Origin of the sequence: Sphingomonas sp., from assembly GCF_017744835.1 — a bacterium.
In the GTDB taxonomy this organism is placed as follows: Bacteria; Pseudomonadota; Alphaproteobacteria; order Sphingomonadales; family Sphingomonadaceae; genus Sphingomonas.
In genome coordinates this window covers 335,345-350,297 of sequence record NZ_JAGIAM010000002.1, presented here as the reverse complement: position 1 = coordinate 350,297, position 14,953 = coordinate 335,345, and the positions used below count along the sequence as shown (strand labels likewise).

Below are 14,953 nucleotides of genomic sequence, written 5' to 3'. Positions count from 1 at the left end.
TCCATTTCCCGCAAGCTCATGGGAGCCTTTGCGGCCATCATCCTGGTCTTCGTCGCAGTCGCGGCGCTCGTCTTCTCGAACCTCGCTACGCTCGAGTACACGCAAGCGGAAAAAGATCGCTCGCTCGACGCGATGCGCAGTGCGCAGACGATGCTGACCAAGGTGCTGGAGCAGCAGAATGCCGCGCGCGGCTTCGCGCTGCTTGCGAAGGACGAGTTCCGCAAGACCTATGACGAGAACGGCGCCGAGATCTTCGAAACCATCGAAGCCTTCAAGGCGCACTCGACCTCCCAGGAGCAGCGCCAGCGGGCGGACGAGCTCGCGGCCCATGTGAACGAGCTTCGCGGCAAGCTCGACCATATCATCGAGCTCGCGCGCAACCCCGCTACCCGCGGCGAGGCGGCAGAGCTTTCGGGCGTGAAGATGCTCGGCAAAATCCGTCCGGTCATCGCTGAAATCCAGAAGGTGCAGCAGGAACGCGTCGACGCCAAGAGCAAGGCGGAGCTGGAGGCCCAGAACGCCGCCCGCTATGCGATCTGGATCGGGGGCTTCGTTGCCATCGCGCTGGCGGGCCTGTTCGGCTGGCTGCTGTCGCGGACGGTCGCGGTGCCGGTGCGTGACCTCACTGCGACGATGAAGTCGCTCGCCGAAGGCAACAACCATGTCGACGTGCGCGGCACCGAGCGTGGCGATGAAATCGGCGCCATGGCCAAGGCGGTGCTCGTGTTCCGCGAAGCCGCGGTCGAGAAGGAAAAGCTCGATGCGGCAAAGAAGATCGCCGACGCCGAGCAGAAGCTGGTCGTCGAATCGCTCGAGAAGGGCCTCGGCAAGCTGGCGGAGGGCGATCTCACCGCGAACATCACCGCCGAGTTCTCGCCCTCCTATGCGACCGTGAAGACCAACTTCAACGATGCGCTTGCCAGCCTGCGCGAGCTGATCGGCTCGGTGATGGACTCGACCGCCGCGATCCGCACCGGATCGAGCGAGATCGCCCAGGCGTCCGAGGACCTCGCGCGCCGCACCGAAGCCAATGCTGCCAGCCTGGAGGAAACCTCGGCCGCGGTCACGCAGATGGACCAGCGTCTCAAGGCGACCGCCGCTGCTGCCGGCCGCACCGTCGAGCGTGCCGATGGCGCGATCAGCACCGTCTCTGGCGGCCGCGGCATTGCCGATGAAGCGGTCCAGGCGATGACGCGCGTGTCCGAGAGCGCAAAGGGCATCGACAGCGTGATCGAGGGCCTCGACAAGATCGCCTTCCAGACGCGCGTTCTCGCGATGAACGCCGCGGTCGAGGCTGGCCGTGCCGGCGAGGCGGGCCGCGGCTTCGCGGTGGTCGCCGATCTCGTCTCGGCGCTCGCGATGCGCGCCGAGGAAGAAGCCGGCCGCGCCCGTGACCAGCTCACCGCCACCCAGACCGACATTGTCGCGGCAGTGGAGATGGTCGAGAAGGTCGACAACGCGCTCGCCAACATCTCGGGCGACGTGGGCGAAGTGCACCAGCTGCTCGGCGAGATCGCTGCGGACAACCAGGCGCAGTCGACCGCGATCACCCAGATCAGCGCTGCGATCGGCACGATGGACCAGTCGACCCAGCAGAATGCGGCGATGGTCGAGGAGACCTCGGCTGCGGCACGCAACCTCAACAGCGAAGTGACTGGGCTCGCCGAGCAGGCAGCCAAGTTCGTCATCGGCAACGATGCGCGTCGCGCGGTCTCGCCGACGCGCGCCGCGCTCCCGGCCAAGCCGGCGAAGCCCGCCGCCAAGGCCAAGCCGGCCGCCTATGTCTCGCCGGTCAAGCCGCTGGCCGCGGCCCCGCTGGCCAACGGCAACGGCGCTGCGCACGACGACTGGACTTCGTTCTAACGCGCCAGCGTCGGGTTGGAGAACGGGGCGTCGCGGTCAGTCCGCGGCGCCCCTTTTGCTTGCGCGCGCGCAGGACGGTTCAACATGCGCTCGCATTGTTCTAGGGGAGGGCCATGCCCTTCTCGCTCGACCATTTCGATCTCGACAGCTTCGTCCGTTCCACTCTCGCCGAGGACCTCGGCGACGCGGGCGACATCACCTCCGCCGCGGTGATCCCCGCCGATGCGGTCTTCACCGGCGTGATGGACAGCCGCGACGCGATCACTGTCGCGGGGCTGCCGATCGCGGAGGCCTTTTTCCGCGCGCTCGACCCTGGGGTGCGGATCGAGCGACTGGTCGAGGACGGGGCGAACGTGGCCGCGGGCACCGACCTGCTGCGCCTCGAAGGCCGCGCACGGGCACTGCTCACCGCCGAGCGTTCGGCGCTCAACACCGTCCAGCACCTCTCGGGCATCGCCACGCTGACCCGGTCCTATGTCGACCAGATCGCGGGCACAGGCGCGACGCTGCTCGACACGCGCAAGACGCTGCCGGGCCTCCGCGTGCTCGAGAAATATGCGACGCGGATGGGAGGCGCCGAGAACCATCGCATGGGGCTGTGGGACGCGGCGATGATCAAGGACAATCACGTCGCGGTCGCCGGCTCAGTGGGCGAGGCGGCGCGCCGTGCCGTCGCGGCCGGGATCGGGCGGATCATCGTGGAGGTCGATCGCATCGACCAGATCGTGCCCGCGCTCGATGCCGGCGCGACACACCTGCTGCTCGACAATATGACGCCGTCGGTGCTGCGGGAGGCTGTGGCGCTGGTCGCCGGGCGCCTGCCGACCGAAGCCTCGGGTGGCGTGCGGCTCGACACGATCCGCGCGATCGCGGAGACGGGAGTCACTTATGTGAGCGTGGGGCGGCTCACCCAGTCGGCGCCCGCGGCCGATATTGGCCTCGACTTCGCGAGCGCGCAGTGATGCGCAGGCTCTCGCTCGGCGTGCTCGCGGCCGCGGCGGTGTTCGTGCCGTCGGTCGCATCGGCACAGGCGCGGATGTGCGCGGTGCCGCAGCAGCTTTCCCGGCCGCGGCCGGACTTGCCGAGCGCGCGCGAGCCGCGACGCGTGCTGCCGATCGGCGGCTATACGCTCGCGCTAACCTGGAGCCCGGGCTATTGCCGCGTCAACGCCCGCGACGCCGAGGCGCGCTTCCAGTGCCGCAGCGGCAATCGCTTCGGATTCACGCTCCACGGGCTGTGGCCCGACGGCTATGGAGCGCAGTGGCCGCAATATTGCAGCAGCACCGGGCTGGTGCCCGCGGCGGTGGTGCGTGAGACGCTCTGCGCGACGCCTTCGACGCAGCTCATCCAGCACGAATGGGCCAAGCACGGCACCTGCACCGCGCTTTCGATGCGCGATTATTTCGCGACCGCCAGGCGGCTCTATGGCGGGCTGCATTACCCGGACATGGACGCGCTTTCGCGGCGACAGCTCACCGTGGCGCAGTTTCGTGCGGCATTCGCCGCGGCCAATCCCGGCGTGCCTGCCGAGGCGGTGCGCGTCACCACCACGCGCGACTGGCTCGACGAGATCTGGCTCTGCCTCGACACGCGGATGCGCTACGCACGCTGCCGTCCGGACAGCGGCGGCGCCCCGGCGTCGGCGCGGCTGCGGATCTGGCGCTAGCGGCCGTCGCGGCCGCGCTGGTCGAGCGTGACCGTCGATGGGTAATGTTTGTCGAGGTGGCGCTTGATGATGCGCAGGTTGCGCGTGTTCGAGCGGAAGAAGAAGTCCGCAGCGTCGCCCACGAAGGGTACGAGCCCGACCAACCAGTCCAGGCCGACGTTGCCGGCCATGCGCGCGAGTGCGGTCTTGCTCATGCCGAGGTTGCGCGCTTCCCAGACCATATAGGCGCCGAGCGCCGCGGCGATGGCGTCGCCCGCTACGGGGACCAGGCCGACGATGAAGTCCATCCCGACCGGCTGATTGATGCCGGGCACGATGAAAGCGTGCTCGAGCAGTTTCTCAAGTGCTTCGACGCGGCGCCGAACGTCCTCCGCGCTGCGTCCCAGCGGCAGCTTGCCAGCCCTGCCTGCGGGTCCTGAATCGATGCGTACGGGTCGCGCCAATGCGTTCACTCCATATCGTTTCGCAGGTGATTCAACGGGTGCCATGCCCGCGCGTTCCCCTGCCAGGCGCCCAGCCGCAGGGCCACCAGGGACCAGCGGAACGGCTGTGCGATAGGGATATAGGTAGCGTCTGCGGTAAGTGCAGCATCCGCCTCGGCGATCCGCTGGCTGCGCGTCGCGAGATCCGGGGCGTCGCGTGCCGCCTCGATCAGTGCCGCGACGGGTTCGGAACATGCCACGCACGCGGTCGCGAGGAACCAGCGGCCGCTGTCGTAGGGCGCGACCTGGTCGATCAGACGCAGATCGGCGCGCGCGTCGATATACACGCGCTGGGGCTGGATGCCGATGCGCAGCAGCGCCTCGGCCACGCGCGCCCAGACCAGCGTGCCGCCGGGGCCCCCAGGGAGCGCGACGCGCATGATGAGCGGCTCGGGATGCGCGCGGCGCCATGCCGCGACCCGTGTGCGCGCCGCCTCTCGCCGGGCGTCTAGCGCGAGACCCACCCACTGGGGCTGGGCGGGAGCACTTGCCGAATCGAGCTGCGCCGGCAGCAGCGTCTCCACGGGATCCCAGTCGGATTGCAAGCCTTGGACCAGCGCGGCCCGATCGATCGCCATGGCGATCGCGGCGCGGTTCGCGGCATCCGCGAGAAAGCCCTGGCGGTTGACGACGGCGAGCCCGAACAGGCCCTGCGCCGGGTCGGTCCGCACATTGGCCGGGGCGATCCCGGCCTGCACCACGATCGGCCAGTCGGCGAAGCTACCACCGAGGACCAGGTCCGATGCCTGGGCGCGGAAGCGGGCGATCGCCGCGCTGGCGCGCTCGCCGAACAGCCGGACCGTCTCCTCGGGCTCCGGTGCCCCGTCCTCCGAACCCGGTGCTGGGACAGGGACGAGCCGGACGCTGCGCCCGCCCGACTGGCTGCGGAAGGGGCCACTGCCGTCGAGCCGCGCCGGGCGGAACACGGCAAGCTCGGGCTGGGCGAAGAGCTTGAGCAGGTCGGGGCGAGGGCGTTTGAGCCGCACCTCGATCACCTGGGGGGTCATCGCGACGACTTCATCGACCACGGCCAGGAACGGGGCGAGCGCGTTGCGGCTGCCCGCTGCCGAGGCGCGGCGCAGCACGCCGACGACCTGGGCCGCGGTGACGGGTTGGCCGTCGAACCAATAGGCTTCGCGCAACCGGAAGATGTAGCTGCGCCCTTCATCCATCACGATCCAGCGCTCGGCCAGTCCGGGTTCGATCTGACCGGCGGCATCGAAGCGGACGAGGCCCTGCGCGGTGGCGCCCATCAGCACGCGTTGGGCGGTATCGAGCGGGTCCGCGCTGGGGTCGCCGGGCCGCGCCTCGCCACCTATCGCGCTCACGACCACCGGTGCATCGTCCTTGCGCACCCCCCGCCCGCCGCAGCCGACCGGTACAAGCGCCAGTGCGAGTAGGAATAGGTGGATGGAGCGTCGCATCAATGTCCCGTCGAAGGCGCGGGTCCCGTGTATGCCGGGCCGTCGGTCGTGCCAACCCCGCGGTTTAGCACGACTCGACGCTGGCCAGGCTCGACTCATCGCGGGGCGCGGGTAGTTCGGAACGAACCTTAAGTCCGGCGGTTTGCGCTTTGGAGTAAGGAAGGGAGACGATTGATGTCGCGTATCCTCGGCAAAGTAGCGACCGCAGTAGCGGCGCTTTCCCTAGCAAGCGTACCCGCAGCCGCTGCGCCGGCATCCAAGCTTTCGCTTCGTGCTGCCACTACTGCAGAAAACTCTTCGAATCTCCTGGGTACGCCGGTCATTCCGGCGATCGCACTCATTGCTTTCGCAGTGGGCGTGATCATCGTCGCGACCGACGACGACAATCCCGACAGCCCCTAGTAGGACTGGTGCGGACGGCGGGACTCGAACCCGCACGCCCCGAGGGGCAGAAGATTTTAAGTCTCCGGCGTCTACCGGTTCCGCCACGTCCGCACGAAAGATTGCTCCCCCAGCAAGCGCAAGGGGCCGGAACCGTCAAGCGGTTCCGGCCCCTTTTGCTTCGGTTCCGTGATGAACGCAGGCCGTCTTACACGTTGAGGCGGCTGCGCATCTCCTTGCCGGGCTTGAAATAGGGAACGCGCTTGGCCGCGACCTCTACCGTCTCACCGGTGCGCGGGTTGCGCCCGGTGCGCCCGTCACGGGCACGGGTGGAGAAAGCGCCGAAGCCGCGGAGCTCGACCCGCCCGTCCTCGGTGAGGCGGCGGACGATTTCGTCGAAGAAGACCGAGACGATCTTCTCGACCTCGCGAACCGACAGGCCCGGATTATCCTGTACCAGTCGCTGCACGAGTTCCGATCGGATCATTCGCTCCCTCCCTTGACCCCGCACCGACGGCGGCAGTTTCCCACATGGCGGTCCGGGACCGGCGCCGCCTGGCGTCCTTCCGCAATCTGCATCAACCAGAAGATTTTAGGAAGGGCGTAAATGGCTGGGCTTGCGGGGGAAACGGAGGTTTCCGTTCCCCCCGCAAGGGATTTTACTGCTTCTCGCTGCGCGCCTTGAGGGCTTCGCCGAGAATGTCGCCGAGCGACGCGCCCGAGTCGGACGAGCCATACTGGGCAACTGCCTGCTTCTCTTCGGCGATCTGCATCGCCTTGACCGAGAAGGTCGGCTTCTTCGAACGATCGAAGCCAGTCACCATCGCGTCGAACTTCTGGCCGACCTGGAAGCGCTCGGGGCGCTGCTCGTCGCGGTCGCGGCCGAGATCGGTGCGCTTGATGAAGCCGGTCGCACCGTCCTCGCCGACCTGCACTTCGAGGCCCGCGTCGCGGACTTCGAGAACGGTGACGGTGACGACTGCGTTCTTGTTGAGCTTGTCGCCGCTGGTGGCAGTGGCAGTCGAGACGCCACCGCGCTCGAGCTGCTTCATGCCGAGCGAGATGCGCTCCTTGTCCGGCTCGATCGCGAGCACGACCGCCTTCACGGTCTCGCCCTTGCGGTGCAGGTTGAGCGCGTCCTCACCCGAGATGCCCCAGGCGATGTCCGACATGTGGACCATGCCGTCGACGTCGTTGTCCAGACCGATGAACAGGCCGAACTCGGTGGCGTTCTTGACTTCGCCCTCGACTTCGCTGCCGACCGGGTGCGCGGCCGCGAAGGCCTCCCACGGATTGGCCTGGGCCTGCTTGAGACCCAGCGAGATGCGGCGCTTCTCCTGATCGACCTCGAGCACGACGACATCGACTTCCTGCGAGGTCGACACGATCTTGCCCGGATGGACGTTCTTCTTGGTCCAGCTCATCTCGGAGACGTGGACCAGGCCCTCGATGCCCGGCTCGAGCTCGACGAACGCGCCGTACTCGGTGATGTTGGTCACGCGGCCCGAGACCTTCGCGCCCACCGGATACTTGGCGGCGGCGCCTTCCCACGGATCGCTCTCGAGCTGCTTCATGCCGAGGCTGATGCGCTGGGTCTCGCGGTTGATGCGGATGATCTGGACGCGGACGGTGTCACCGATGTTGAGCACTTCGCTCGGGTGATTGACGCGCTTGTAGCTGAGGTCGGTGACGTGCAGCAGGCCGTCGATGCCGCCCAGGTCGACGAACGCACCGTAATCGGTGATGTTCTTGACGACGCCGTCGATCACCTGGCCCTCGTGCAGGCTCTGGATCAGGCCCGAACGCTGCTCGGCGCGGGTTTCCTCGAGCACCGCGCGACGCGACACGACGATGTTGCCGCGCTTGCGGTCCATCTTGAGGATCTGGAAGGGCTGCGGGATGTCCATCAGCGGGGTGACGTCGCGCACCGGACGGATATCGACCTGCGAGCCGGGGAGGAAGGCCACCGCGCCCGAGAGGTCGACGGTGAAGCCGCCCTTGACGCGGCCGAAGATGACACCCTCGACGCGGGCCGACTTGGCGAACTCGGCCTCGAGCTTGTCCCAGGCGGCTTCGCGGCGGGCGCGGTCGCGGCTGAGCATCGCTTCGCCGTTGGCGTTCTCTACGCGGTCAACATAGACCTCAACTTCGTCGCCCACCTTGAGGTCGGCCTTCTGGCCCGGCGCGGCGAATTCGCGCAGCGGCACGCGGCCTTCGGACTTGAGGCCGACGTCGATGACGGCGAGGTCATTCTCGATGCCGGTGACGGTGCCGATCACGACGCGGCCTTCGAAGCCGTCCGCCTGACCGAGGGTCTGTTCGAGCATTGCCGCGAAATCGTCGCGGGAGGGGTTTGCCGTAGTGGCCATAGAGTTGCAGTTCCTAATTGACGTATTTTCCGGCCAGCCGGTTGAATCCGGCGGTCTTTAGGGCCGAAATCGCCGCGGCGGCCCCATGCCGGTCGCGGCATCCGCGCGGACCGTTGCAAGCGGAGGACCCTAGACGCCGAAATGCGAAAAGGGCGCGAGGGAGACGTGCTCCCTGCGCCGGCCTCCGCGAGCTGCAGCCCGCTGGACGGGCGCGCACATAGCGGAAGAGGCTCATAGAGGCAAGGTGCAGGCTGGTCGCCCGCGACCGCGTCGGCCAGTCCGGTAGATATCGGCGGCGGGTGGCAAGAAGGCCAGGCAAGTCAGCCTGCAAGCTGCCGGACGCCATCGTCGGTGCTCAGCCAGGTGGGCACGAGCGCGCGGCCGCGCGCGGTGAGGACGGCGTCGACGAAGCGAGGGCCGTCGGGGCCGATGACCAGCGCCTCATAGGCGATCAGGCCGGCATCGCTCAGTCGCTGGACCGCGCGGACGAAGTCGAGACCATGTTCGAAGGGGGTACGCAGCCCGATGCTCGTCGGGCGCAGCGTGAGGACCGCGGGCCAGCTGGAGCGCAGCGACTGGAGCGCCGCGCGCGCATCGGCGCTTTCGAGCGCATGCAGATACTCATCGGACGCCATGTGAACCCCTTTGGTCTCCTACATTCGCGCCCCCATTCAATTGTCCGCCCCGCTGCTACGGGTGCGGTTAACCATTGATTGACCTTGCTTAACAAATCGTAAACCGCCTGCGAGCAGGCGGTCAGGACCTATGTATCGTTGAACCGAACCCTGTCTTGCGCAAGTGCTCCGCGACCCTGGAGTCATGTTTGCGCCCGACGCGGCAAACAGCCGGCGTCATAGTTCGTTCCCGCCGGATTAGCATTTTTCACCAATTCGGCCAATAACAATTTGGCAGAATACCTGAACGATAATGCATAACGTAGCGTAACGTTTGAAACCAACTCGAGCCGATACGCGAAGCTATTCGGTATGAACTTGGCACGTAACGACAAGCTTGCGTACCGATCGGAAGGTTTCCTGGCTGTTTTCAGCTACTTCGCTGGCGGCTGATCGGCGGGCGCGGTGCGGTTTCCGGCCCGCGCCTCGACCAGCGCGATCGCGCGCTGCACGGCCGCGTCGATCGAAAGGAAGCTGGTATCGAGCAGCGCGGCATCGTCTGCCGGCTTCATCGGCGCCTCGGTGCGGCGGGCATCCCGGTCGTCGCGCGCGCGGATGTCGGCGAGGACTCTGTCGAGGCTGACCGGGATTCCGGCCTTGCGCAGCTCGAGATGGCGGCGCTGGGCACGGATCGTAGGCGTCGCCTTGATGAACAGCTTGGCGTCCGCGTCCGGTGCGATCACCGTCCCGATGTCGCGTCCGTCGAGCACGGCACCGCCGGGCTGCTGCGCGAAATTGCGCTGGCGCTCGAGCAGTGCCGCGCGGACCGGCGGGTGCACCGACACGACCGACGCCGCCTTGCCCACTTCGTCGGTCCGCAGCCATTCGTCGCCGAGCAGCGCGTCCCCGAATGCGCAGGCGGCTACGGCTTCGGCCTCGCTCGCGGGATCGCCGCCCTGGCGCAGCAGCGTCGCCGCCACCGCGCGATAGAGCAGGCCGGTGTCGAGGTGCGGCAGGCCGAAATGGCGAGCGAGCGCGCGGGCGATGGTGCCCTTGCCCGACGCTGCGGGTCCGTCGACGGCAATGATCATATACGCAGACTGGCCTCGTTGGTGAGTGCGTCAAGAGTGTCGAAGAAGGCAGGGTAGCTGGTCGCGACCGGCGCCACGTCGTCGATCGTGACGGGTTCGCGCGCGGCGAGCGCTGCGACGGCCATGCTCATCGCGATGCGATGGTCGAGCTTCGATGCGACCTGCGCGTTGCCCGGCAGCGGATCGCCGCCGCTGCCCTTGATCGCTAGCCCGTCCTCATATTCCTCGGTCCGCACGCCCGCGGCCTCGAGCGCGGCGCGCATCGTCGCGATGCGATCCGACTCCTTGACGCGCAGCTCGTGCGCGCCGCGCGCGACGGTGCGGCCCGAAGCCAGCGCGGCGGCGACGAAGAGGATCGGATATTCGTCGATCATGCTCGGCGCCAGCTCGGGCGGGACTTCGATCGCCGAGAGCGGCGCGTGGCGCACGCGCAGGTCCGCGACCGGTTCGCCGCCGACTTCGCGCGCATCCACTTCCTCGATCGAGGCGCCCATCATGCGCAGCGCGGTGATCAGGCCGGTGCGCGTGGGGTTCATGCATACGTTGCGAATCGTCACGTCGGAGTCGGGCACGATCGACGCCGCGACCATCCAGAAGCCGGCAGACGAAGGGTCGCCCGGCACCACGATCTGCTGCGGCCGGAGCTCGGCCTCGCCGCGGATCGAGATGATCTTGCCTTCGGGCCCCTCCTCCACGGTCAGCTCGGCGCCGAACCCGCGCAGCATCCGCTCGCTGTGGTCGCGCGTCGGCACCGGCTCGATCACGCGCGTGATCCCCGGCGTATTGAGTCCGGCGAGCAGCACCGCCGACTTCACCTGCGCCGAGGCGACGGGAAGCGTGTATTCGATCGGAACCGCGGGGCAGAGCCCGCGCACCATCAGCGGCAACCTGCCGCCGGGGGTGGCAGTGATCTCGGCGCCCATGCGCGCGAGCGGCTCGATCACCCGGCCCATCGGGCGGCTGGAGAGCGAGGCATCCCCGACGAAGGTCGCGGTGATCGCGTGGCTGGCGACCAGCCCCATCAGCAGCCGGGTCGAGGTGCCCGAATTGCCCATGTCGAGCGCCTGTTCGGGCTGGAGCAGCCCGCCGACGCCGACGCCGTGGACGCGCCATACGCCGTCGTCGCTCCGCTCCACCTGCGCGCCCATGGCGCGCATGGCCGCGGCGGTGGCAAGCACGTCCTCGCCCTCGAGCAGTCCCTCGATCCGGCTTTCACCGACTGCGAGCGCCGAGAACATCAGCGAGCGATGGCTGATCGACTTGTCGCCGGGAACGGTGAGGGTGCCGCGGAGCGGTCCGCGGGCGGAAAGGGTGAGCGGGCGGGTAGCAGCGTGCGACATCGCGCGCGGCTTTGACAGCCGCCTTGCGCTATGGCAAGGCGCCCCCCACTTTGCCGGGTCTGATACCGGAATCCACATAATCGAAAGGCAAGAGGCGGCACATGGTGAAGCCGGAATGGGGCACGAAGCGAGCGTGTCCGAAATGCGGAACGCGTTTCTACGACCTCCAGAAGGACGAGCCGGTCACGTGCATCAACTGCTCCTTCTCGTGGGAGCCGGAGCCGATTCTCAAGTCCAAGCAGCCGCTGCCGTTCGAGGTGGTCAAGGCTGACGGCGAGAAGCCCGAGACCGCGGATTCGGATCTGGGCGACGAGGATCTGGACATCGTGGCCGACGACGAGGAACCCTCGGCGGACGACGACGTCGATCTGGGCGGCGACGACGACCTGGGCGTCGAGACCGGCAGCGACGACGACGAGCAGTGAATTATTTTTGGCAAGGGTGCGAAAGCGCCCTTGCCAAGCCCGCGAGGCCCTTCTAATGGGCTCGCCTTCCCGGGGTGTGGGGCCGTAGCTCAGCTGGGAGAGCGTCGCAATGGCATTGCGAAGGTCAGGGGTTCGATCCCCCTCGGCTCCACCATTCCCCCCAAGCAGTTGAAAAGCTGCTAAAACCACGGAAAACCTAGGCTTTTTACAGGCGACTGTTACATTTGTAATAGGACGCAGAAGCCATGTGTACGTACCTCGCCAAGCGCGGATCGACCTACTATTTCCGCCGTGTCATCCCGGTGGAATTGCGCTCGGCCCTAGGCCAGCTTCGCTCCATGGATGTGCAGCTTGAGCGCTACCCGGATGAAAATGGCGAGGAGCGCTCGGCTTGGTTCATTCACATCCGCGAGGATGCGGAGGATGACCTTAAGCTCAAGAACGCAACGAGTGAACGGCTAGTGCCGGTGCATCCCGAGCTTGAGCGGCTTGGCTTCGTGAAGTTCGCAGAGGCAGCCAAGAAGGCCAAACAAGCCCGGCTGTTCCCGCTGCTCAAGCCGAACATCTATGGACGCCTGACAGCCAAGTGGGGTGAGTGGTTTGGCCCCTACCTGCGCAAGACTGTGGGCATCACCGACAAACGGCTGGTGTTCCATTCCTTCCGCCACACGTTCAAGGACTATGCCCGCCATGCTGGCATCGTTGAGGGTGTCCAGCGGCAAATCATGGGCCATAGCCCCGGTGATGTGGCCGATGAGTACGGCAGCGGGTACAGCTTGCATCAACTTGTGGAGGGCATGAAGCTCTACAAGGTGCCAGGGCTTCGATTGCCGGACTGAGCGCTAAGGTCGCCGTAGCATGGCCGCTCACGGAGGGGGGGAATGGAATGACGTGGGCGGACATTTATTCCGAGCTTAAGGGCTGGCAGGCGCTCATCGGATCGTTGTTGGGCTTTCTTGCTCTCCTTGGAGGCGCGCTCTTCAACGCACATCTCAATCGTAAAAGGGACGATCGCCTGCGGCTTGCGGAGGCCAAGATCGTTGCCTTGTCCCTCTACGGAGAAGTAACGCTGTTCCGTAAGGACATGGCGTCATTGGCTAATGCGGTAGGTGGTTGGTACACAAAGCGAGTCCGACGTTCGGCAATACGATCTCAGTGGCCGTATCCGCAACTTGGGCTTCCCGCCTTCGGCGCTTAACGCGCTCTTCCCACTTTTCGAGGCGGTGTCCAACGCGCTTCACGCGATAGAGACTCGCTTTGATCGCGAGGCGCCGAGCAAGGGTAAGGTGACTATTGAGATAATCCGATCCGATAGCGATGACGAGGATCCTCCGATCACCGGATTTACGGTCGAGGACAACGGGATCGGGCTCGGTAAGGACAACTGGAAGTCCTTTCGCACGGCGGACACGTCGGCAAAGCTGAAGCGCGGCGGGAAGGGCGTCGGACGGCTTTCGTGGCTCAAGGTTTTCGAATCGGTGGCGGTCATCTCAAGGTTTGATGAGGGTGGCAAAGGATACCTTCGCAGGTTCACTTTCAGCCTAAAGAGCGCGAACGGCCCGATTACGGATCACGAGTTGCGCGAGCTAAGCGAGGCCGGCAAGCCCGGTACTAAAGTGACGCTTGCGCCATTTGAGGGCGACTATCAGGCGGTATGCCCTAGGACGCAGGACGGTATTGCGTCCAGACTAGTGGGTCACTTCCTGAAGAACTTTGCGTCCTATGAAGTTCCTGCCATCGATCTTGTAGATCGAGGTCGCGTTATCCACCTGCTAGACTATTTTAGCGATAATGTTGTTGAAGAAACTCCTGCCAAGTTGACGGTATCGATCGCCGAGAGCGCGGAGCCCGTAGAGCTTGAGGTGTATCACGTTCTTCTGCGAAAGGGATTACGATTCCACGAAACGCAGAAGCATTTTCTGTTCTACGTCGGTGATGGCCGTGTGGTCAAAGAAGAGCGGATCGACAACCAATTGGGCCTTGGCTTGGTGGGGCCGGACGCTGATGCGATTTATGTTGGAATCGTTGCCAGCCCTTTTCTCAATCTTCATGTCAATCAAGAGCGAACAAGTTTCACGTTAACGCCTGACAGCCTTAAGGCAGTGCAGGGTGCGGCCATAGCCTCCGCTAAAACTTACCTCTCCGATTACATTGAGATTGTGCGTAAGCGCCAAGCTGCGACTGCGCTGCGTGTAATCAATGAGAACCCTCAATTTCTATCTGTCACGAGTGACGTATCGGATTTCGTTGAGAATAATCTCACTTTGAATGTGCACTCAGAGGAAGAGATTTATATCGAGCTTAGCCGAGCCAAGCTTCGACAGAGGCGGCGAACTACCGGTGAAATTAGAAGCCTATCGACGGAGACCGGGGAAAATCTAGATGAGCGCATACAGCGTGTGGCGAAGGCGCTGAACGCGGACAAAAAGGGTTCGCTCGCCGAGTATGTTGTGAAGCGTAAGGAAATACTTAACCTGCTCGGTAACGCGATTTCCTATTCCGACCCGGAGACCAGAAAGTACCTCCGGGAGGAGGTGGTCCATGATCTTATAATACCCATCAGAACAGGTAGCGACGATCTATCTTATGAAGATCATAACCTTTGGATTCTTGATGACAGGCTAGCCTTTTACTCGTACTTCAAGTCGGACAGGCCGTTTAAGACGTTCCTTTCCGATAGCGACGACAGGAAGGAGCCTGATGTGGGCGTTGTCTTCGACCGGTCGTTGGCGTTCAATCGAGAGGGGCGCGATGAGCCGATTGTAATTATCGAGTTCAAGCGTCCGGGCCGGACAGAATATGACTACAACAGTAGCCCTGTTGTGCAGGTTTTGAACTATGTGGATGTATTTCGGAATGGCGGCTCGTTGACGGACAAATCCGGTAAGCACATCAAGCCGATTCCGAAATCTACTCGGTTCATCTGTTTTGTTGTGGCGGATTTCTGCGAGAAGCTGGAGGCCGTCGTGCGGGTCTCGCCTGCCCACCACAAGAGTGCGGACGGTGAGGGGTACTTTGGGTACTCTCCCGACCACAACGCCTTCGTGGAGGTTCTGCCTTATCACAAGCTTCTCCACGATGCGCGCATACGCAACGAAGCATTTTTCGAGCGCCTTGGGCTAAAGCTATGATCCTCACCAGAGGGGCGGAGCCGCACCAAAGCAAGTTATGGATGAGAGGATGACATGACAGCTAAGCTGTACACTGTAACGCTTCACCGGGTGAATGAGGGCGAGCATCAGCCATCGCAAGAGAGCTTTGAAGCTAGCCGCGTCGAGGTCCGGGAGGACGGGAGCTT

The 14,953-nt window shown here is 65.1% G+C and carries 15 protein-coding genes and 2 tRNA genes; 9 read left to right on the top strand and 8 right to left on the bottom strand.

The window, feature by feature from the left end; genetic code table 11:
* The first annotated feature begins 18 nt into the window (after positions 1 to 18).
* The 3 genes from J7500_RS07510 to J7500_RS07500 all read left to right on the top strand — a co-directional run bounded on the left by J7500_RS07510 (position 19) and on the right by J7500_RS07500 (position 3,529).
* Complete coding sequence (locus J7500_RS07510) at positions 19 to 1,863, top strand: methyl-accepting chemotaxis protein (RefSeq protein WP_294061127.1); 1,845 nt, start codon at positions 19 to 21, stop codon at positions 1,861 to 1,863.
* A 113-nt stretch (positions 1,864 to 1,976) separates the two neighbouring features.
* Positions 1,977 to 2,825, top strand: a complete 849-nt coding sequence (nadC, locus tag J7500_RS07505) for a carboxylating nicotinate-nucleotide diphosphorylase (protein ID WP_294061035.1) — start codon at positions 1,977 to 1,979, stop codon at positions 2,823 to 2,825.
* Complete coding sequence (locus tag J7500_RS07500; protein ID WP_294061033.1) at positions 2,825 to 3,529, top strand: ribonuclease T; 705 nt, start codon at positions 2,825 to 2,827, stop codon at positions 3,527 to 3,529. Before nadC ends, J7500_RS07500 begins: the two co-directional genes overlap by 1 nt.
* On the opposite strand, the gene J7500_RS07495 is transcribed toward J7500_RS07500, so the two are convergent.
* Positions 3,526 to 3,954, bottom strand: a complete 429-nt coding sequence (locus J7500_RS07495; protein WP_294061126.1) for a DUF4112 domain-containing protein — start codon at positions 3,952 to 3,954, stop codon at positions 3,526 to 3,528. The genes J7500_RS07500 and J7500_RS07495 overlap by 4 nt on opposite strands.
* A gap of 23 nt (positions 3,955 to 3,977) precedes the next feature.
* The gene (locus tag J7500_RS07490; protein WP_294061032.1) at positions 3,978 to 5,435 is read right to left on the bottom strand and encodes an ABC transporter substrate-binding protein; all 1,458 of its coding nucleotides are present in this window, start codon (positions 5,433 to 5,435) and stop codon (positions 3,978 to 3,980) included.
* A 174-nt stretch (positions 5,436 to 5,609) separates the two neighbouring features.
* On the opposite strand from J7500_RS07490, the gene J7500_RS07485 reads away from it, so the two are divergent.
* A complete protein-coding gene (locus J7500_RS07485) occupies positions 5,610 to 5,837 on the top strand; it encodes a hypothetical protein (protein WP_294061030.1) in 228 nt (75 codons plus the stop codon).
* A gap of 6 nt (positions 5,838 to 5,843) precedes the next feature.
* Here J7500_RS07485 and J7500_RS07480 read toward each other — a convergent pair.
* The 6 genes from J7500_RS07480 to aroA form a co-directional block, all read right to left on the bottom strand.
* A tRNA-Leu gene (locus J7500_RS07480) sits at positions 5,844 to 5,930 on the bottom strand.
* A gap of 94 nt (positions 5,931 to 6,024) precedes the next feature.
* Positions 6,025 to 6,303 carry an integration host factor subunit beta gene (locus J7500_RS07475; protein ID WP_294061028.1) on the bottom strand — a complete coding sequence of 93 codons (279 nt, stop codon included), beginning with the start codon at positions 6,301 to 6,303 and terminating at the stop codon, positions 6,025 to 6,027.
* 172 nt (positions 6,304 to 6,475) lie between these two features.
* The gene (gene rpsA / locus J7500_RS07470) at positions 6,476 to 8,185 is read right to left on the bottom strand and encodes a 30S ribosomal protein S1 (protein ID WP_294061027.1); all 1,710 of its coding nucleotides are present in this window, start codon (positions 8,183 to 8,185) and stop codon (positions 6,476 to 6,478) included.
* 320 nt (positions 8,186 to 8,505) lie between these two features.
* Positions 8,506 to 8,820: a hypothetical protein gene (locus tag J7500_RS07465; RefSeq protein ID WP_294061026.1), complete on the bottom strand. Its 315-nt coding sequence runs from the start codon at positions 8,818 to 8,820 to the stop codon at positions 8,506 to 8,508.
* A 413-nt stretch (positions 8,821 to 9,233) separates the two neighbouring features.
* Positions 9,234 to 9,890 carry a d(CMP) kinase gene (locus J7500_RS07460; RefSeq protein WP_294061024.1) on the bottom strand — a complete coding sequence of 219 codons (657 nt, stop codon included), beginning with the start codon at positions 9,888 to 9,890 and terminating at the stop codon, positions 9,234 to 9,236.
* Entirely contained in the window at positions 9,887 to 11,230 is a 1,344-nt protein-coding gene (gene aroA / locus J7500_RS07455) for a 3-phosphoshikimate 1-carboxyvinyltransferase (RefSeq protein WP_294061023.1), read from the bottom strand. The genes J7500_RS07460 and aroA overlap by 4 nt, the downstream gene beginning before the upstream one ends.
* A gap of 101 nt (positions 11,231 to 11,331) precedes the next feature.
* Between aroA and J7500_RS07450 the strand changes: the two genes are divergently transcribed.
* From J7500_RS07450 to J7500_RS07430, 5 genes are all read left to right on the top strand, one after another.
* The gene (locus tag J7500_RS07450; RefSeq protein WP_294061022.1) at positions 11,332 to 11,655 is read left to right on the top strand and encodes a TIGR02300 family protein; all 324 of its coding nucleotides are present in this window, start codon (positions 11,332 to 11,334) and stop codon (positions 11,653 to 11,655) included.
* A gap of 78 nt (positions 11,656 to 11,733) precedes the next feature.
* A tRNA-Ala gene (locus tag J7500_RS07445) sits at positions 11,734 to 11,809 on the top strand.
* A gap of 91 nt (positions 11,810 to 11,900) precedes the next feature.
* Positions 11,901 to 12,494, top strand: coding sequence for a DUF6538 domain-containing protein (locus tag J7500_RS07440; RefSeq protein WP_294061021.1), 594 nt, complete (start codon positions 11,901 to 11,903; stop codon positions 12,492 to 12,494).
* A gap of 47 nt (positions 12,495 to 12,541) precedes the next feature.
* Positions 12,542 to 12,853 carry a hypothetical protein gene (locus J7500_RS07435; RefSeq protein WP_294061020.1) on the top strand — a complete coding sequence of 104 codons (312 nt, stop codon included), beginning with the start codon at positions 12,542 to 12,544 and terminating at the stop codon, positions 12,851 to 12,853.
* Positions 12,828 to 14,786, top strand: coding sequence for an ATP-binding protein (locus tag J7500_RS07430; RefSeq protein WP_294061019.1), 1,959 nt, complete (start codon positions 12,828 to 12,830; stop codon positions 14,784 to 14,786). Before J7500_RS07435 ends, J7500_RS07430 begins: the two co-directional genes overlap by 26 nt.
* The last annotated feature ends 167 nt before the right edge of the window (positions 14,787 to 14,953 follow it).

Excerpts from the sequence above, each read along its gene's own strand:
- J7500_RS07510 (WP_294061127.1), top strand. The coding sequence starts at position 19 with ATGGGAGCCTTTGCGGCCATCATCCTGGTCTTCGTCGCAGTCGCGGCG.
- nadC (WP_294061035.1), top strand. The coding sequence starts at position 1,977 with ATGCCCTTCTCGCTCGACCATTTCGATCTCGACAGCTTCGTCCGTTCC.
- J7500_RS07500 (WP_294061033.1), top strand. The coding sequence starts at position 2,825 with ATGCGCAGGCTCTCGCTCGGCGTGCTCGCGGCCGCGGCGGTGTTCGTG.
- J7500_RS07490 (WP_294061032.1), bottom strand. The coding sequence starts at position 5,435 with ATGCGACGCTCCATCCACCTATTCCTACTCGCACTGGCGCTTGTACCG.
- J7500_RS07485 (WP_294061030.1), top strand. The coding sequence starts at position 5,610 with ATGTCGCGTATCCTCGGCAAAGTAGCGACCGCAGTAGCGGCGCTTTCC.
- J7500_RS07475 (WP_294061028.1), bottom strand. The coding sequence starts at position 6,303 with ATGATCCGATCGGAACTCGTGCAGCGACTGGTACAGGATAATCCGGGC.
- rpsA (WP_294061027.1), bottom strand. The coding sequence starts at position 8,185 with ATGGCCACTACGGCAAACCCCTCCCGCGACGATTTCGCGGCAATGCTC.
- J7500_RS07465 (WP_294061026.1), bottom strand. The coding sequence starts at position 8,820 with ATGGCGTCCGATGAGTATCTGCATGCGCTCGAAAGCGCCGATGCGCGC.
- J7500_RS07460 (WP_294061024.1), bottom strand. The coding sequence starts at position 9,890 with ATGATCATTGCCGTCGACGGACCCGCAGCGTCGGGCAAGGGCACCATC.
- aroA (WP_294061023.1), bottom strand. The coding sequence starts at position 11,230 with ATGTCGCACGCTGCTACCCGCCCGCTCACCCTTTCCGCCCGCGGACCG.
- J7500_RS07450 (WP_294061022.1), top strand. The coding sequence starts at position 11,332 with ATGGTGAAGCCGGAATGGGGCACGAAGCGAGCGTGTCCGAAATGCGGA.
- J7500_RS07440 (WP_294061021.1), top strand. The coding sequence starts at position 11,901 with ATGTGTACGTACCTCGCCAAGCGCGGATCGACCTACTATTTCCGCCGT.
- J7500_RS07435 (WP_294061020.1), top strand. The coding sequence starts at position 12,542 with ATGACGTGGGCGGACATTTATTCCGAGCTTAAGGGCTGGCAGGCGCTC.